The organism is Thiobacter subterraneus (assembly GCF_055379455.1).
Genome location: NZ_AP042402.1, coordinates 1,607,138 through 1,625,085, shown reverse-complemented (window position 1 = coordinate 1,625,085; position 17,948 = coordinate 1,607,138). Strand labels below are relative to the sequence as shown.

General features: G+C 60.5%; 17 protein-coding genes. 12 read left to right on the top strand and 5 right to left on the bottom strand.

All coding sequences use genetic code 11. The features are described from left to right. Positions 1 to 148 precede the first annotated feature (148 nt). Positions 149 to 955, top strand: coding sequence for a recombinase family protein (locus ACZ42P_RS08115; protein WP_464899388.1), 807 nt, complete (start codon positions 149 to 151; stop codon positions 953 to 955). An 83-nt stretch (positions 956 to 1,038) separates the two neighbouring features. Continuing rightward, positions 1,039 to 1,458, top strand: coding sequence for a LacI family transcriptional regulator (locus tag ACZ42P_RS08110; RefSeq protein WP_464897049.1), 420 nt, complete (start codon positions 1,039 to 1,041; stop codon positions 1,456 to 1,458). Here the strand turns inward: ACZ42P_RS08110 and ACZ42P_RS08105 are convergent. Genes ACZ42P_RS08105 through ACZ42P_RS08090 form a run of 4 tightly spaced genes read right to left on the bottom strand, consistent with a single transcriptional unit; the run spans position 1,445 to position 4,081 of the window. Then, positions 1,445 to 2,077 carry a hypothetical protein gene (locus tag ACZ42P_RS08105; protein ID WP_464897048.1) on the bottom strand — a complete coding sequence of 211 codons (633 nt, stop codon included), beginning with the start codon at positions 2,075 to 2,077 and terminating at the stop codon, positions 1,445 to 1,447. The genes ACZ42P_RS08110 and ACZ42P_RS08105 overlap by 14 nt on opposite strands. Next, the gene (locus tag ACZ42P_RS08100) at positions 2,074 to 2,562 is read right to left on the bottom strand and encodes a hypothetical protein (protein ID WP_464897047.1); all 489 of its coding nucleotides are present in this window, start codon (positions 2,560 to 2,562) and stop codon (positions 2,074 to 2,076) included. The genes ACZ42P_RS08105 and ACZ42P_RS08100 overlap by 4 nt, the downstream gene beginning before the upstream one ends. Next, positions 2,559 to 3,485: a nucleotidyl transferase AbiEii/AbiGii toxin family protein gene (locus ACZ42P_RS08095; RefSeq protein ID WP_464897046.1), complete on the bottom strand. Its 927-nt coding sequence runs from the start codon at positions 3,483 to 3,485 to the stop codon at positions 2,559 to 2,561. Before ACZ42P_RS08095 ends, ACZ42P_RS08100 begins: the two co-directional genes overlap by 4 nt. Then, entirely contained in the window at positions 3,482 to 4,081 is a 600-nt protein-coding gene (locus ACZ42P_RS08090) for a type IV toxin-antitoxin system AbiEi family antitoxin domain-containing protein (protein WP_464897045.1), read from the bottom strand. Before ACZ42P_RS08090 ends, ACZ42P_RS08095 begins: the two co-directional genes overlap by 4 nt. Positions 4,082 to 4,653: 572 nt before the next feature. On the opposite strand from ACZ42P_RS08090, the gene ACZ42P_RS08085 reads away from it, so the two are divergent. The 4 genes from ACZ42P_RS08085 (at position 4,654) to ACZ42P_RS08070 (ending at position 8,245) form a co-directional block, all read left to right on the top strand. After that, on the top strand, positions 4,654 to 6,864 hold the full coding sequence (locus ACZ42P_RS08085) for a peptidase domain-containing ABC transporter (RefSeq protein ID WP_464897044.1): 2,211 nt from the start codon (positions 4,654 to 4,656) through the stop codon (positions 6,862 to 6,864). After that, the gene (locus ACZ42P_RS08080) at positions 6,864 to 7,304 is read left to right on the top strand and encodes a hypothetical protein (protein ID WP_464897043.1); all 441 of its coding nucleotides are present in this window, start codon (positions 6,864 to 6,866) and stop codon (positions 7,302 to 7,304) included. Before ACZ42P_RS08085 ends, ACZ42P_RS08080 begins: the two co-directional genes overlap by 1 nt. Before the next feature lie 159 nt (positions 7,305 to 7,463). Further along, the gene (locus tag ACZ42P_RS08075) at positions 7,464 to 7,652 is read left to right on the top strand and encodes a hypothetical protein (RefSeq protein WP_464897042.1); all 189 of its coding nucleotides are present in this window, start codon (positions 7,464 to 7,466) and stop codon (positions 7,650 to 7,652) included. Further along, positions 7,649 to 8,245, top strand: a complete 597-nt coding sequence (locus ACZ42P_RS08070; protein ID WP_464897041.1) for a hypothetical protein — start codon at positions 7,649 to 7,651, stop codon at positions 8,243 to 8,245. The genes ACZ42P_RS08075 and ACZ42P_RS08070 overlap by 4 nt, the downstream gene beginning before the upstream one ends. Here ACZ42P_RS08070 and ACZ42P_RS08065 read toward each other — a convergent pair. Beyond that, positions 8,200 to 9,153: an IS30 family transposase gene (locus ACZ42P_RS08065; protein ID WP_464897040.1), complete on the bottom strand. Its 954-nt coding sequence runs from the start codon at positions 9,151 to 9,153 to the stop codon at positions 8,200 to 8,202. The two genes, ACZ42P_RS08070 and ACZ42P_RS08065, sit on opposite strands and share 46 nt — an antisense overlap. A 128-nt stretch (positions 9,154 to 9,281) precedes the next feature. Here ACZ42P_RS08065 and ACZ42P_RS08060 point away from each other — a divergent pair, with 128 nt between their 5' ends. From ACZ42P_RS08060 to ACZ42P_RS08035, 6 genes are all read left to right on the top strand, one after another. Continuing rightward, positions 9,282 to 11,423, top strand: coding sequence for a calcium-binding protein (locus ACZ42P_RS08060; protein ID WP_464897039.1), 2,142 nt, complete (start codon positions 9,282 to 9,284; stop codon positions 11,421 to 11,423). Beyond that, on the top strand, positions 11,420 to 11,911 hold the full coding sequence (locus ACZ42P_RS08055; protein WP_464897038.1) for a hypothetical protein: 492 nt from the start codon (positions 11,420 to 11,422) through the stop codon (positions 11,909 to 11,911). Before ACZ42P_RS08060 ends, ACZ42P_RS08055 begins: the two co-directional genes overlap by 4 nt. A 23-nt stretch (positions 11,912 to 11,934) precedes the next feature. Further along, the gene (locus tag ACZ42P_RS08050) at positions 11,935 to 14,766 is read left to right on the top strand and encodes an alpha/beta hydrolase family protein (protein WP_464897037.1); all 2,832 of its coding nucleotides are present in this window, start codon (positions 11,935 to 11,937) and stop codon (positions 14,764 to 14,766) included. Positions 14,767 to 14,828: 62 nt separating this feature from the next. Then, on the top strand, positions 14,829 to 15,434 hold the full coding sequence (locus ACZ42P_RS08045; RefSeq protein WP_464897036.1) for a hypothetical protein: 606 nt from the start codon (positions 14,829 to 14,831) through the stop codon (positions 15,432 to 15,434). Next, the gene (locus tag ACZ42P_RS08040) at positions 15,431 to 17,278 is read left to right on the top strand and encodes a calcium-binding protein (RefSeq protein ID WP_464897035.1); all 1,848 of its coding nucleotides are present in this window, start codon (positions 15,431 to 15,433) and stop codon (positions 17,276 to 17,278) included. Before ACZ42P_RS08045 ends, ACZ42P_RS08040 begins: the two co-directional genes overlap by 4 nt. After that, positions 17,279 to 17,929 (top strand): hypothetical protein, encoded by a 651-nt coding sequence (locus ACZ42P_RS08035; protein ID WP_464897034.1) that lies wholly within the window; start codon positions 17,279 to 17,281, stop codon positions 17,927 to 17,929. Positions 17,930 to 17,948 lie beyond the last annotated feature (19 nt).

Below are 17,948 nucleotides of genomic sequence, written 5' to 3'. Positions count from 1 at the left end.
CCGTTCCCCTTTGCCAACTGCGCCGATGGCAACGCAGAGGCCAGCCGCTGGAAGCCCTGAACAAGCCCCCCAACCGTCCGCGCCTGCTCGACGACAAACCTCCGGAAGCGCGATGTGGACTATAAAGTAAAGGCCTGACCCCAAATCCCTGACCCCAAATCCCCGCACGCCCATCTTCCAGCGCTTCGTCGAGCTCGGGTCCTCGACCATGCTCGTGAAGGAGCTGCGCCTCGACGGCGTCACTTCCAAGGCATGGGTTGCCCAGAATGGGCGCGTGCATGAAGGCAAGCCCATCGACAAGAGCCTCGTCTACAAGATCCTCAACAACCGGGTCTACCTGGGCGAGATCCGCCACCGCGATCAGTGGTATCCGGGCGAGCACCCGCCCGTCGTCGAGCGCAAGATTTGGGACGCTGTCCAGTCGATCCTCGCGCAGAACTCCCGGGTGCGAGGCAACAACACCCGCGCCCGGGTACCGTTCCTGCTCAAGGGGATCGTCGTGGGAATCGATGGCCGGGCACTCACGCCCTGGTCCACGCGCAAGAAGAACGGACGCATCTACCGCTACTACCTGCCGACGCGGGAGAACAAGGAGCACGCCGGCGCCTCCGGGCTGCCGCGCTTGCCGGCCGGTGACCTAGAGGCCGCGGTGCTGGAGCAGATGCGTCGGGTGCTGCGCGCACCGGGCATGGTCGCCGGGGTGGCCGAGCGCGCCGCCCGGCTCGATCCCTCCCTGGACGGGGCCCAGGTTACGGTGGCCATGACCCGGCTGGATGCGATCTGGGATCAGCTCTTTCCGGCCGAGCAGCAGCGCATCGTGCGGCTCCTCATCGACAAGGTGATCGTCTCGCCGAACGACATCGAGGTGCGGTTCCGGCCCAATGGCATCGAGGTGCTCGCCCACGAGCTGCGCCCCCAGCCCGCCCCGGAAACCCTTGAGGAGGCCGTGGCATGACAAATTCGTCGGGAACGAATTTGGACAGCCGCAAGGCTGGCCCCGAAGGGGCGGGCTCCAGGGATGGAGCCCGCAGCGAGATCTTGATCGACAAGACCGGTCAGCCCGAGGTGATCACCGCGAGCGACGGCAGTCTCACCGTCACCGTGCCGATCCGGATCAGGCGCCGCGGCAGCCGCAAGGCCGTGACCCTGCCGAATGGCAGCGCCGTGCAACCACGCCCGTGGGACGACACGCCGACGCCGATCCAGCTCGCGCTCGCCCGCGGCCACCGCTGGCTGGCGATGGTGGAGTCCGGCGAGGCGCGCACGCTGTCCGAGGTGGCCGAACGCGAGGGGATGGATCGCGCCTACGTGAGCCGGATGGTGAATCTCACCACCCTGGCGCCGGATATCGTCGCCGCGATCCTCGACGAGACCCTGCCGCCGGAGGTGACCCTGTTCGACCTGGCGTCGGGGACGCCGTTGTTGTGGGAGGAGCAGCGGGCCATCATCGATCGCTGATGCCCGTCGCACGGGCATCCTTCGGGTTGGATTGCTTGTCGAAAGACCAGCCTGACGCCTTGATCAGCTGCAGAACCCGTCCAACTTCGGATGAGGCAAGGGTCGTGTCGATGGACGGAAAGAGTTCTTTCAGCATGTCGCCGAAGGTCAGTATCTCGATGGGGTTGCCGCCGAGATGCTCACGGAACGCCGCGTTGTCTTCCCACACCGATCGGCTGCCGATGACTTTCGTGACGGCCGTGATGTAGGTGAACGAGGACGACCCCGTCAGTTCGGCGACCGTCATCCTGAACGCTGCGGCCCACTTCTCCCTGGTCAGTTCGCGAAACCCGCGCCAGGCCTCACGCCCCGAGACCACCTTGTTTTTGGCGATCGCATCGATCCAGTATTCGGGACGAAAGCCACCCTGCCAGCTCTTGCAGCTCACCACCATCACCCGACGTGCGCCGTCGAGTCGCGGATGGATGCCGATCACGTCGATGTCGCTATGCACGGCATCTTGGCGGGTGTCGTACTCCACGTGATCGCCGGCGGGCCGGAACTTGATGTTGTGCCGGGTGAAGTACCCCTTGTGCTGCAGGTACTCGTCCACCATTTGTTCGAGAATGTCTTCCTTCATGCCTGTCCTCCCTCGGGATCGATCCTTTGGCTGGCAAATCCCTCGAACTCAGGCCGGAGGCGGCACTGCAGAAATGCCTCGAGGAGGTTGAGGACGTGGACACCGAGCGACGCATCGAGGATGAAGTTCACCCGATCGGTGTGCTCCCTGATCCAGCCGGAGACGTTCGTTTCGTTCAGGCCTTTGATGCCGATGCGCTCGCCGTGTTTGATCAAGGAGGCTGCCAGGGTGCTCTTCGCGCTGCCGGCGTTGTAGTGTTGAGCCGTGTAGCGAGCAGCGCTGTTGGGGCCGACCTTCCCGACCTTCAGCACATGAGGCCCAAACGAGAAGACGTACACCGCCATGGTGCCGGGCGGTAATGTCTTGGGCGGCACGTGCGGCGCAGGGCACCGCTGGATCGCGACGGCATTAAGCGCCAGCGAGACGCCAGCCATGCCGGCGACACGGCGAAAATCCTCCAAGAGCAGATCGGGATTCCAGGTCATCGGCTGGATTCCTCGCTACTCGACGTCCACCCATTTCCGGCAAGCCATGTTTGCGGACATGCAGCGCCTTGCTGGAGCGCATCCAGCGGGAATGACAGGAAGGCACGCAGACCGGCCACGACCTCGGGAAGCGCAAGCTCGACCAGGGCGTTCTTCCTCAGGAAGGCCTGCCACTGGGTCTGCTTCTGCCGATCCTGCGCGAATTCGTCGCTCAATCCGAAAGGGACGTCTTCCGGCAGCGGTGTCCTGCGGCGCTCGAAGGTGGCGTGGATCGCCTTGCACAGGAGCGCGCCGTCGAAGTCGGTATAGCGCGACAAGATCCAGAGATCGAAGTAATCCTTCATGCGGCTGTTGGCGATGCCGAGCGACACCAGTGCCTCCAGCTTCTCGGCGACAACCGTGTACCGGGGGTAGGCGCGCAGCTTCGGGGCTGGCATGTCCGGCAGCATCACCGGGTAGTCGACGGCCTCGGGGCCGGGCGTCACGGCGTCGCCGAAGCCCACGTCGACCTGCACGTGGCATCGGGCACCGTCCAACAGGCCGATCAGCGTGACCCGGACACCCGAGTAGTTGGCCTCCTTGCGGATCTCCTCCGCGTGTACCGAGTCAGGCTGGAAGCGTATGCCGTCGTCCAGTTCCACCGTACAGATGTCCCGAAACGCCGCCTCGACATGCGGGATCTCGGCGATGCCTACGCCCAGCAGATCGGCGTCGCGTGTCGGACGATACGGGATGTCGAACCACAAATCGAACAGCAAGGCGCCCTTGAGCAGGAAATGATCCGCATGAGCGGAAACACTCAGGCGATACAGGAGCCGCTCCAGGGCGTAGCGGGTGAGGACGAGGTTGAAGTCCTGCTTGTCGGTGCGGGCCTTGGCGAGCAGTCGCGCACGGACCGAGGCGGCGGTGTTCCGGCTGCTCACGTCAGGCTCTCCAGGTAGGGGCGCATGACGTTGGCCACCCGGCACAGCTTGGCAAACTGCCACAGTTCGTCCATGCCGACGCGCTTTCCTTTCCAGGCCTCACGCAGCGCCTCCAGCGCGACATCCAGGCCGATCTTGTTGCGGTACTTGAAGCAGTCGGCCACCGTCCTTGCGACACTGGTGATGCGTACCGGAACGCCGTCGATTAGGTGTTCCTCGACGCCTTCGCTGAGCAGCGGATCAGAGAAGCGGACTATGCGCAGCGGCGGATAGTCGATCCGGGGCGCACGGGCCTTATTGGGAATGGCGAGCCAGACCTCGAAGGGCGACTGGGTGGTGAGCTCGTGGAAACGCAGCGCCGAGAGCAGGCACACGATCGCTTGAGGATGTTTGCGCGCTACCTCGGCCAGCGCTGTGTGTTCCGAGATGGACCGGTTCGGAAGCGCGTAGAGCCCTCGAGCGACCCGAGTGAGCGCACCCTGGCGGACGAGACGCGTCAGCGTGACCCTGGGCAAGCCCAGCGGCTCCAGGTCGCGCGGCCGGATGAGGCCGCGTTTGCGCGCGAGGTCGAGGATGGCTTGGGGGCTCGTTTCCATGTCGGCATGATGTTTCATTACGCAGGTAGTTGTCAATAATGACCGACATAACGGAACGTTTAGATGTCCCGCTTCAAGGTAGTTTCCTTCGGCTGGGCGATGCCATAATCCAACCACTTGAGCGGTCAACTTGTAACTCATTGATATTGAACAGCGCCCACGACGGCCTTTATGGACTTCGGCCCTTCAACAGTGGATGAGGCCGGAGAGAAAAACGGCGCGGAGAGAGCGAAATGGGTCCGAGATGGGCGAGACGACCGGAGGAAGGAAGTCCGCAGGAATCCGCAGGAGTCCCCGCGAACACGCGCGAGTGCGCAAGAAAAAAGGCCAACCGAGAACGGTTGACCTTTATATATTGGTGGAGCGGTCGCGACCGAAACCAAACCGATTCTCCGAGCATAAGCGCGTTTCGGCGTGTTTGTGCGGGCATGTGCGGGTGGGCAAGTGTGCGCCGCCAGCAACACTTCTGAAAAAATTCCGCGACAAAATGCCATCTTGCTATTGACAGCCCCCCCAATTACAATGACATCATCCATTTGTCATAAATAATCCATGACAAAGAAGAACAAAGCATGCAGGGAGTGCATCAGGACACGGCTGCCGATCCGGAAGAATACGTAGACACACAGTCCGCGCTGTGGCTCCTGGCGAGCCTGGCCAGTTTCTACCGCCAGCCCTTCGATGCCGAGCTGGTGATCAAGCGTTTTCCGCCGCCAATCGATCTGCCCACGCTGATCGAGGCCTTGGGCGCGCTCGGCCTCGAGGCGGGATTCGCGCACTGGCCCGAAGCGGGGCTCTCATCTTTGCCGCTGCCTGCCGTGGCGCTGCTGGCTGCCCCAAGAGATGAATCCACACCCACGACTTCTACCGAAACGGAAACTGCCGTCTCTCCTCCGCCGTTATCCCGCGCTCCGCTCACCCCGGCGCTGATCGTCCGGCACGGTGATGACACCCTGGCCTGGGTCAAGCCCGGCCAGTCTGCACCGGAAACCGTGGCGCTCGACATCGCCCGCACTCAAGCCGCGCCGGTTCTGCTGCTGGTGGCGCAGGCCGATCCGCCCGTGTCGGAATCCGTCAGCCAGGGGAAATCCCCCGAGTCCCAGAAAAAGCCCTTCGGCTTCTCCTGGTTCGTGCCGGAACTACTGCGCCACAAGCACATCTGGCGTGATGTGGTGCTGGCCAGCCTCGCCATCCAATTGGTGGGCCTGGCCACGCCGCTCTTTACCCAGGTCATCATCGACAAGGTCATCGCCCATCATTCGGAAAGCACGCTCATCGTGCTGGGCGTTGCCCTGGTGGTGTTCATGCTCTTCAGCAGCGGCATGAGCTGGCTACGGCAGTATCTGGTGCTGCACACCGGCAGCCGCATCGATGCCGTACTGGGTGAGCAGGTGTTGAAGCATCTGCTGCACCTGCCCTTACCGTATTTCGAGGCGCGGCCCACCGGCACCTTGGTGGCACGCCTGCACGGCGTGGAGCAGTTGCGTGAGTTCATTTCCGGCGCGGCGGTGAGTCTGGTGCTCGATCTGCCCTTCCTGTTCATCTTCCTGGCGGTGATGTTCTCCTACAGCTGGCAGCTCACGCTGATTGCCGTGGGCATCCTGGCGCTGATCGTTCTGGCGAGCCTCATCATGGTGCCCGTCTTCCGCGAGCGGCTGGACAAGCAGTTCCTGCTCGGCGCGCGCAATCAGGCCTTCCTCACCGAATACCTGGCGGGCATGGCCACGGTCAAATCCCTGCAACTGGAGCCGGACGTGGGCAAACGCTACGGCACCTATCTGGCCCAATACCTCTCGGCGGGCTTTGCCACCAAACAGGTGGGCAACACCTACAACGTCGTCGCCAACGGCTTGGAGCAGGTGATGACACTCTCTATCCTCATCGTCGGGGCCTGGCTGGTGATGCAACCCGAAGCGGGCATGACCGTGGGCATGCTGGTCGCCTTCCAGATGTTCGCCAGCCGCTTGAGCCAGCCCCTGTTACGCCTGGTTGGACTGTGGCAGGAATTCCAGCAGGCCAGCATTTCCGTCAAGCGCCTGGGTGACATTCTGGACATGCCGCAGGAGCCCTTCACCCTCACGCCGCAGCGGGCCGCGGGCGGGGAAGGCCGGATCGAGATCAAGGACCTTTCCTTCCGTTACTCCGCGCAGCATCCCTGGCTCTACCGTAACCTCACCCTCATCATCCCTGCCGGCAAGCTCACCGTGCTGATGGGGCCCAGCGGCTGCGGCAAGAGCACGCTGGCCAAATTGATGTTGGGCTTCTACTGGCCGCAGGAAGGGCAAATCCTGCTTGATGGGCGCGACATCCGGCAACTCGCCGCCAACGAACTCCGAGCCGCCTTCGGCGTGGTGCCGCAGGAGACGGTGCTGTTCTCCGGCACGGTGTACGACAACCTGGTCATGGCGCATCCCCACGCCAGTTTCGAGGACGTGATCGCCGCCTGCAAAGCGGCGGAAATCCACGAAGTGATCGAGAAACTGCCTCAGGGCTATCAAACTGAAATCGGCGAGCGCGGTACCGGGCTATCGGGCGGGCAGCGCCAGCGCATCGCCATTGCCCGGGCGCTATTGAAACGCCCCAAGGTGCTGATCTTCGACGAGGCGATTTCCAACCTGGATCAACAGACCGCCGAACACTTCGCCCAGACGATCAACCGCTTGAAAGGTAAGGTGACGATGATCTTCATCACGCACCAGGTGCCCAAGGGCTTGCAGGTGGATGAGGTGGTGAATATGGGGCAGCATGCGATGCACATGAGTTTGGTGAAAGACGAGATGTGATGGCGTTGAGCAAAGAGCAAATGCGAAAGATTCATGGGCTGACAGAGCCGCGAGGAGAGGCGGAACCTGCCGTCATCGCCCGCCGCAAATATCACGAACGAGCAGCAAGGTGGCTTGCGAAGTGGTCGTACCCACTACAAGTCATTTTTGCCATTAGCGGCTTTGTGATCGTACTACTTCCCACCTTTTCGAAGAGTTGGCGCGCCGTCATCGAAAACACCCCAATAGCGGGCCATTTATTCCGCGACTTTTCCACACTCAGCGGCTGGGCAATGGCGCTATTCCTAAGCCTAATGGCGATGTTCCTCATGCTAAATTGGAAGGTCAAAGACTATCCAGGTGGATGGCATCCCACGAAACAGTGGGGGTTTCCGAACCCGAGGCAGGTTGTGGCAATGGAGTTATATCCACAAACCAAGAAAGAAGAAGCCATTTTTTGAGTCGGCATTGCATTCGGCGCAGCCGGGACGACGATCTGGTTGATTTTTTGTGGCGTATTTGCGTTTTTCCTCAGGATAGGAGCTTGAGATGAGCGGTATTGTGACGGGGAGGAAGTGGCTGCCGCCGCAGGGGATGCGTACGGCGCTTACCAAGGGGGCATGAGCACGCCGGCGAACCAGGCTTCATTTGTGGCGGCGGTGGCCGCTGGTGCTGCCGCAATGGCATCAACCGGTAGCTTCGGCGCTTTTGCGCAAGGTCTTGGCATCGGTGTTGCGCCAGACGCTGCCGTGACACAGACCATGATGAACCTGAATCACCCAATGAATAATGAATGGAAGGGGGCGTGATGGGCTTGGTCATTCTCGTTGTGCTGGGACTCTATCTGCTGGTGTCCGTCGGCGTGGTGCGTTACGCAGCACGCTGGGCAAGAAAGCGCGAGCGCAGGCCGTGGGTGTGGGGTGGGCTGGCGGCGTTCGTCATGTACAACCTGGTGTTCTGGGACTGGATACCGACGATGGTTGCGCACAAATACTACTGCGCCACGCAGGCGGGGTTCTGGGTGTACAAGACGCTGGATCAGTGGAAGGCAGAGAATCCGAGGGTGATGGAGACGTTGAAACTACAGCTGAAACCGCATCAAAGCACGCCTTTCGGGGAGGTAGACCGCTTAGACGACAGGTTCGCAATCGAAACACGTCGCCGGCGACCAATCCCATTTTTGTCGACAACTATATCAGAGCGACGATTACTAGACGCAAAGACCGGCGAGGTTTTGGAACGGGCTGTTGATGTCGGTTCTGGCGTTGGGAATATCGCCACTGGTGGAGGATGGAAGTTCTGGCTAAACCAGAAACCATGTGCCGCGATGGAATTTTGGAACTTTACGGGGCGGATTCAACCACGAAGTGCAACGCGGTTGAATGATTGCATAAAAACCTGATGAGGGGTTTTCCAGCCCAGGCGTTTTCTGGGCCGGTGGTTCAGGCGGTCCATGATCATGGCCAACTCCTCTTGGGTGACGGTGTCAAAGGCCCTGGACTTGGGCAGGTACTGGCGGATGAGGCCATTGGTATTCTCGTTCGTGCCGCGCTGCCAGGAGGCATAAGGGTCGGCGAAATAGGATGTGGACTGGAGTGCTCGGTCAATCTCGCCATGTCGGGCGAATTCCAGGCCATTGTCGAATGTGAGCGTCTTCACTCTGGCCTGGAAGGGTGAGAGCAAGCGGATGATGGCCTCGCTCACCGCCTCGCTGGTCTTGTTGCGCACGTGGGCCAGCAGGCAGAAACCGGACTTGCGCTCGGTGAGGTTGACGATGGCCTGTTTGCGGCCAGCGCCGATGAGGGTGTCGCCCTCCCAATGGCCGATCTGGTGGCGCGACTCAACAGTCTGCGGGCGTGAGGCAATCGGTCTGCGGCCGGGGATTTGGCCGCGCAGGCTACGGCCCGAAGCATAGCGTTTGCGGCGCTGTTTCTGGCATCGGAGGTTGCGCCACAACTCGCCGCCGGCTCGCTTGTCGGCATAGATGCGCTGGTAGATCGCCTCATGGCTGATCGGCAGATGCGCGGCGATCTGCTCGGGACTGTGTTGCAGGACAAGTCGTCTTTGGGCTTCCTCCCAGACTTCCGGGGAGATGCGCGGCGCGTTGCGGCTATTGGCCGCCCGCACCTCGGACAGGCGCTGCGCCTGCCGGGGCCGGTAGCCGCGCAATCCGCTGTTGCGGGCAAGCTCGCGGCTGATGGTGGAAGGGTGACGGTCGAGCAACTGGGCGATCTCGCGCTGTGTATGGCCGGCTTTGAGCAGGACGTAAATTTGGTATCGTTCGTTCTGGGTCAGATGCGTGTAGTTCATTGGGCAACTTCGACTTGGCGGTTGATGGGGCAAAATGCTTACGCATTCTGACTCACCTTCCAGTTAATCAAAATTGCACTTCAAACTTGAATCCGCGCGGCACAACTTGAACAGATGAGGGGAAGAAAATGAGCACCATCACTTCATTGTTTGACCAAGCACAACTGGCTGAAGCTGCATACGCCAATCTTGCCTCAGCGATAGGTGATCAGGCCGCGCTTCAACAAGCTCTTGATGTTGCCAATAAGCCCGTGTTCGGTGGCTCATTCCCCCTCGCCCAGGCGACGGGGTTCGCACAACACTGGAAAGTCGTCGACCACGTGCCGGATTTGCTCAGCGGCTTCTCCGCGACGATCTTCGAGAGCCTGGACCATCCTGGCCAGTACACCCTGGCGATCCGTGGCTCGCTGGAGGCGGTGGACTTCATCGCCGATGCCGCGCTCATCGTCAACGACGGCATTGCCGTGCAGCAACTGGTTGACCTCTACAACTTTTGGCAGCGGGCCACCACGCCGCGGGGAACGACCTATACTGCGGCCCGACTTACGACTTCGCTGAGCTTCTTCCCCAACCCGATTCAGATTGCCGGGGTCACCTACGGCATCGAATTTGTGGATTCAAGCCGGCTCTCGGCGCCAGACCTCCGCGTTGCTACCGGATCGGTGAACCCTCTGACCGCTACCGTCGCGGCGAGCGGACACAGCCTGGGTGGACACCTGGCCATGGCCTTCACCCGGTTGTTTCCCTCCTGGGGCGCGCAGGCCGTCGCCATCAATGGTCTGGGTTTCAAACTGGACAACCCCACCGTGAACAATCTGTTCACGGCGCTGGGCGGCGCCAGTAGCTTCGATGCGGGCTTGATCCAGAACGTTTACGGCACTGCCGGCCTCGAATTCGCCGCCATGAACAACCTCATCCTGCAACAGCCGGACGGCTACGACGGCGTGTTCATCGAAAGCGCCTCGCCACTCCCGCCAATCTACGGCGGCCACGGCGCAGGCCAGATGACCGACTCCCTCGCCCTCTACGCCCTGTTTGCCAAGCTCGACCCGAGGCTCAACACCGCCGCAGACGGCCTCAGCAAAATCACCGCCATTCTGCAAGCCTCCGCCAACATCGCCGCCAACAGCCTGGAAGCCGTGCTTGCCGCATTGGGCAAGATTTACGGCAAGACCTATTCCGCCATCGAGACCGACCGCAACGATTTCTACACCCACCTCTACGACCTGCAAGCGGCTCTCGGTACCGGCACCGTCGTATCCCTCGCCACCACCTCCCGCGACACCCTGGTCACCGAAGCTAAGCGCCCCGACGCCACTGGGCTGGCCTACCGCTACGCCCTCAAGGAACTCAACCCCTTCGCTGTCGTCGGCGCGGACTACAGCAGCTTCAACGCCAGCGGCGAACTCGATCTCTACGACCCCGCCACTGGCAGCGGTACCCTGAGCGAACTCTACCTGCAAGACCGTGCCGCCTTTCTTGCCTGGAAGAACGTCGCCAACACCCAGGACCTCGCGGCCGGCGTCGCGGTGCAGGCCTCCAAGAGCCTCGGCCAGAACTGGGAATTCAGGGACGAAGCGCGGAACACCACCTTGCAGGTGCAAGGCAGCTATTGGGGCGCGTTGAGCACGCCCGCCAAAATCCTCTTCGGCTCCGACCAGGACGATGTCGGCCTCACCGGGGGTGACAACGCGGATCACCTCTACGGCGGCGCAGGCAATGACGTCCTATCCGGTGGCAAAGGCTCAGACTACCTCGAAGGTCAACTGGGCGATGACACCCTCAAAGGCGAAGACGGCCGGGATGTATTGATCGGCGGTGCCGGCAACGACACCCTTCTCGACCAATACAGCCATGGCCGCATCGAATGCGACGGCCACGCGCTGACCGGCGGCAACCAGAGCGGCGAGCGCCTGTTCGTGCGCCGCTTCCAGAACGGCCACCTCGGCGTCCAGCTGAACAATCTCGCCGTCCCGCCGGTGGCGAGCACGCTCACCGTCGCGGGCGACTTAAACCCCATCGAATACGGCCCGCCGAGCCGAGGCTACCACTACGACGCACTCGGCAATGTGGAGACCGACGGCAGCGCGCATCCGGGGGTTGAGGATCGGCTGTATGGCGGCAGCAGCAACGACAAGCTCTACGGCAGTACGGGTCACGGCTGCCTGGGTGAGCGGGGTGATGACAGCAATTACATCGAGGGTCATTGGGTTTCCGGAGAGCCGAAAGGCAGTGTGGAAATTCGCGATGAGTGGAGGGCGGCGGCATGAGCAAGAAATTTCCAGCATCAATGTTTTCTCGCTCGAAATTATGGGGGTGGGTCGCGTTTACCATTTTTTTCTCGGTTTGGTGGGGTATCCCCGCGTTCAACAAATGGCGAGCAGACAAACTGGTGGACGAGCTTTGCGCGAAGGATGGAGGAAGCGAAATTTACGAAGTGGTCAAGTTGCCAGCAGAGAAATTTGACCTCAATGGGCAAGCCATTTTGCCACCAAGCATTAAATATGCTCAGGCCAAGGATAGTTACTACTACGATTTTTCAACAAGGAATATCAAAGGAAACTCAGGTAGCGTCCATATAAATGATCTGGTCATCTGGAGAAGCGAAACCAAGATAGTCCGGGCTAGTGATAAAAAAGTGATGGCCAAACTTGTCTCCTATACCCGGAGAGGTGGCGACCCGATAGGCCCTTGGCATCCGTCACATCACACATGCCCAAAGGATGGCTTCCCGAGCAATGTTTTCGTCAAACAGTAATCACGATATCTGGAGAATAGAAAATGACGCAGATTAATACGCTGAATACTCAAGGACTTTTGGCTATGGCGGCCTACGCCGATGGTATGTTATCGGCTGATTTAGTAAATATTGGCATGACAAGCATTCAAGCTGCCGATTTTATTTCGAACTGGACGGCCATCGATCGCTACACCGACGCCTCTGGGGTATCCGCCACGGTGTTTCAGGAGAACGCCACCGGCAAGAAATACCTGGCGATTCGTGGCACCGAAAGCCCAGGCGACTTCAATGCCGACTACATCCTCGCCTTGGGATTTCCGCCCTACCTAAATCCGCAGTTCATTCAGCTTCGCACGCAGGTCGCAAGCTGGATATCCAACGGCACGTTGCCCAGTGGGTTTGCCATCACCGGCCATTCCCTCGGCGGCTATCTGGCCGCAGCGATCGGCACCTGGTTTTCTGGGCAGTCTGGCGAGATTTATCTATATAACGCACCTGGTATTGGCGGCCCAATTGGTAACGCACTGGATGCCTTCCGCGCTGCTTTTGGATTCTCAAATACCGCACTGGTGCCAGGCATTACAAGTATTCGAGGCTCGGCTGGAGTTTCGTTGATCTCCGGTCTGGGTGCCCAACTTGCGCCGCCTCTGTTCATCGAAACGGAAAGTCGCCTTAATCCAATCGACAATCACAGCATTGTGGGCCTCACAGATTCACTCGCCGTCTACGCACTCTTTGCGCAACTTGACCCGGCCTTGAATAGCGGTGGGGTGGACGCAATCACCAGCATACTCAAGGCATCGTCCAACATCGCCGCCAACAGCCTGGAAGCCGTGCTTGCCGCATTGGGCAAGATTTACGGCAAGACCTATTCCGCCATCGAGACCGACCGCAACGATTTCTACACCCACCTCTACGACCTGCAAGCGGCTCTCGGTACCGGCACCGTCGTATCCCTCGTCGCTACCTCCCGCGACACCCTCGTCACCGAAGCCCAGCGCACCGACGCCGAAGGCATTGCCTACCGCTACGCCCTCAAGGAACTCAATCCCTTCGTTGTCGTCGGCGCGGACTATACCCCACACAACCAGAACGGCGAACTCGATCTCTACGATCCCGCCACCGGCACGGGCACCCTCACCACCCTCTACCTGCAAGACCGTGCCGCCTTCCTTGCCTGGAAAAACAAAACCTACACCGAAGACACCGACGTGGGCCGGGTTTACGACGGCAGTGCCTGGCACTTCAAGGACGAAGCCGGCGGTGCCGAGCTGTGGGTGGGCAACCCGTACGACGTGAAGCGCAGCCCGCAGTTGCGGCATCTCGTATTTGGCGGCGCGGGCAGCGACACCCTCACCGGGGGTGACAACGCGGATCACCTCTACGGCGGCGGAGGCAACGACGTCCTATCCGGTGGCAAAGGCTCAGACTACCTCGAAGGTCAACTGGGCGATGACAGCCTCAAAGGCGAAGACGGCCGGGATGTATTGATCGGCGGTGCCGGCAACGACACCCTCGACGGCGGCAAGGGTGCCGACCGCCTCGAAGGCGGCGCGGGCAGCGACATCTATCTCCTCACCAGCGCCAACAAAGCCAACGACGTCATCCGCGACAGCGACGGCCTGGGCATCATCATGCTCGATGGCAGCGTGCTCGACGGCGGCGATTATCAATCGCCCGGTGTTTGGCAAAAGGGCACCACCACCTACACCTTCACCCCCGACGCCACCGGCCGCGGCACCCTCACCGTCACCAGTGATGCCGGCAACATCACCATCGAGAACTTCGCTGCCGGGGACCTGGGCATCGCCCTTCCCGACGCCCCCACCGTCACCCCGCCCCCACCCGAAGACCGCGTGATCCAGGGCGACCTTGCCCCGATCGACTTCGACCCGGCCACCCCCGGCGTGCAAATGCAAGTCGACGAACTGGGCAACGTCATCACCGACCCGGCGGTGAATGATCCAGACCGCATCGACACCCTCTATGACAGCACCGGCAACGACAAACTCATCAGTGCTGGCGGCAACGACATCCTCCACGCCGACCGGGGCGGCCATGACTGGCTCGACACCGGCAGCGGCGACGACCTGGCCACTGCCGGGGCGGGCAACGACACCGTGGAAGGCGTCACGGGTGCCGACCGCCTGTTTGGCGGCGCGGGGGATGACCAACTCTACTCCGCCCGCGCGGAAGCCATCGACAGCGCCATTGCCGGCGGCGAGATGGGAAGCGGCAGCGGCCTCAAGGGCGACTGGCTGGACGGCGGCGAGGGCCGCGACACCCTGGTGGGTAGCCTGGACAATGACGCGCTGCTGGGTGGAGAAGGTAACGACATCCTGATCGGCGGCCAGGGCGACGACTTCCTCATGGGCGACGAGACCGCCGACACCTGGAGCGACTTCAGGTACCTGAGCGTCAATCCGGACTGGCGCATCACGCGGGAAGTGAGCACGCGGGCGGACGAGGTCACGCTCTACAAGCGCATCTACGCCGACGCCAGCTCCTGGGTGGACGGCGCGGGTGGGGCGGATGTGCTGTATGGCGGAGCGGGGGACGACTGGGTGTTCGGGCAGCTGGGCAACGACGTGCTGCTGGGCGGTATTGGCCAGGACGTGCTGTTCGGGAGCGAAGGCAACGACCTGCTGTACGGGCAGGAGGGAGACGACGTGCTCTCCGGCGACAGCATCCAGGACAGCGACGGCAGCGGTATTCCGGGCGGGCTGCATGGAGCGGACTGCTGGATGGGGGAACGGGGAATGACGCCCTGTGGGGCAATGGCGGCGACGACACGCTGTTCGGAAATGTTGGGGACGGATTGGATATGGCCAGAACGGGCTATATGTCAAAAGCCGGCTATGCGTATAGCATAATGTGCCGGGGATGTTGCGCGGATGGGCTCCGGTGGAGCGTTGATTGGAAGAAGGCGGCGTAAATGATCTTCCTGGTGATCCTGTTCTTCTTTGTGATCTACCTCGCTGTTTCCACGGGCGTAGTTCTTGCCGCCACGAAATGGGCAAAGAAACACAACCGCAGGCCGTGGGTGTGGGGTGGGCTGGCGGCGCTGGTCATGTACAACCTGGTGTTTTGGGACTGGATCCCGACGCTGGTTGCGCACAAGTACTACTGCGCCACGCAAGCGGGGTTCTGGGTTTACAAGACGCCGGAGGAGTGGATGAAAGAGAATCCGGGGGTGATGGAGACGTTGAAACCATACAGCGCTCCGACGGAGGTGCAACTAGAAGTGGGCAACGTCAGGAAAATGAATGAGCGATTTGAGTGGCGATTTGTCATTGAACCGGTTGGTTTGTTTCCAATAACGCGGATGAAAGGCGAGATCGTCGATATTGAGACACAAGATGTCATTATCAGAGACGTTGATTTTCGTAGTGGGTATAACCTTCTAGCGATAGGTGGGGAAGGCTCTTGGAAGTTCTGGCTTCGTTCTGATTCGTGTGGTGATGAGCAGCGAGTTCGACATGCGTCAATGGCTAGAGAGTTCCGCAAAAAACTGCAGATGCAAAAAGGAGACTGGGAATGACGACGAATTCCACTACTTTGTTTGATCTGGCTCAGTTGGCTGAGGCGAGCTACGCTAAATTTGATCAGCAGGGGACGAGAGACGCTCTGGTCACAGAAGGGTTCAGTAACTCTCAAGCCACCGACTTCGCAACCCACTGGGCAGTAGTCGATCACCTCCCCAACACAGCCAGCGGCTTTTCCGCGACCCTGTTCAAACGTATCGACAATGATCCGCTGACCGGCGTGAAGGCGGGCGATCTCGTGTTTGCTTTGCGCGGCACCGAGCAAGTTGGCATGGACTTATTTGAGGCCTGCTTCAACGAACTCGTCAAAAATGGGCTGGCCTTCCGTCAGATCATCGACATGTACAACTACTGGCAGCGGTTGATCACGCCGGTTGGAGAGTGGGCGAAGCAGGCGACATTGGTGCCGGCGTCATCATCGACACCTGATAGCCAACTCATTGATGAGAGCGGCATCAAATGGACGATAGACCTTGGCTACCGAGCAACCGGGCTCGGCAAGGTAGGGCTCAGCGACAACCTCATGGCTGCCACCGGCCACAGCCTCGGCGGCCATCTTGCGACCGCCTTCACCCGCTTGTTTCCAGCCTGGGGCAAACGAGCTGTCACCTTCAACGGCGCGGGCTATCCGACTGGATTGATCCCCGGCCTGAGCCTGACCGCGCAGGCGAACATACCGAATCTGTTCTCCATGCTCGGCGGCGAAGCCGATTTCAGGCCATCGGACATCGTCAATCTCTATGGCGACAAGAATGCCGAGATCGTAACCATGAACAGTTTCTTCGGGTTGATGCAGCCCGGCGATCACCAATCCCTGTTCATTGAGCAGGATACAGTGTATGCCAGCACCTTCGGTCACGGCGTGGGGCAGATGGCGGACAGCGCGGCGGTCTATGACCTCTTGATTCGCATCGCCAGAAACCTACAGAACGCCACGGCGGGTGCGGTGTTGGCCCAGCTCAAGCCGGTGTTTGAAGCAGCCAGCCCTACCCGCAACATGAGCCTGGAGAATCTGGTTAATGCCCTGGGCGATCTGTTCAAGGTGGGTGCGAAGATTGCCGCGACGGACGACCGCCAAAAACTCTACGAGCGGATCGTTCTCATCCGCAACGCGGTGGCGGGGACTACCACGCTTATTCCGCTTGCCACCACCTCCCGCGACACCCTCGTCACCGAAGCCCAGCGCCCCGACGCCACCGGGCTGGCCTACCGCTACGCCCTCAAGGAACTCAACCCCTTCGTTGTCCTGGGCGCGGACTATGCCCAACACAACCAGAACGGCGAACTCGATCTCTACGACCCCGCCACTGGCAGCGGTACCCTGAGCGAGCTGTATCTAGCCGACCGCGCCGCCTTCCTTACCTGGAAAAACAAAACCTACACCGAAGACACCGACGTGGGCCGGGTTTACGACGGCAGTGCCTGGCACTTCAAGGACGAAGCCGGCGGTGCCGAGCTGTGGGTGGGCAACCCGTACGACGTGAAGAGCAGCCCGCAGTTGCGGCATCTCGTATTTGGCGGCGCGGGCAGCGACACCCTCGACGGCGGCAAGGGTGCCGACCGTCTCGAAGGCGGGACGGGCACCGATGTCTACGTTATCCAGGACAGCGACGGCAGCGGTATTCCGGGCGGGCTGCATGGGGCGGACATGCTGGATGGGGGAACGGGGAATGACACCCTGTGGGGCAATGGTGGCGATGACATGCTGTTTGGAAATGTTGGGGACGGATTGGATATGGCCCGAGCGGATTATATGTCAAAAGCCGGCTATGCGCATAGCATGATGTTTCTGGGCTGTCGCGGGAACCGGTTAAAGCGGCGTTGGAAGGAGGCAGCATAGATGAAACTCTATATCTCGGACCTGTCGTTGCTTGTCTTGGCGATTTTTTATCTGCCGCTTGTCATCTGGGTGCTGTGGAGGGTGGTGCGCAGCCCAAAGTTGGCTGGCTTGAAAAAAGTATTCGCAGTGCTGGTGGTGTTGATCTTGGCCTACGCGATTCCGTTGGGCGATGTCACGCTGAATTCAATTGCCATGACAAAGGTGTGTCCGAAGGCGGGCCTGCATATCTACAAAAAAGTTCAGGTGGAGGGATATTTCGACCAAGGGGCTAGCGAAAATACGCTACTGAACCATCCCTATCACTATGCTTATCGTTTTGTAGAAACCAAACGCCCTGGCACCAAGGTGATTCGGTATGAGCGGCAGTCAGATGGAAGTATCAAGAAAACTGAACTAGATCAGCCTACAGCCGAGTACGAGGTGGTTTATGAAGGATGGCAGCCAGATAAAACGGCTCGTGTTAGTCGCCTTCGAGATTTGGTACGAAATCGAGTCACCGGCGAGATTATTGCCGAGCGGTTGTTATTTAACCCATTCCACGGTTGGGTGGATCGATACCTGTTGAACCGGTGGTTTGGCGCCACGCTTCATGGGTGTCATGGTCCCGCAGCGGGTACACCTATCGCATATGAAGCGCTACCACCGAAATAATTTGCGCAATCAAAATCGA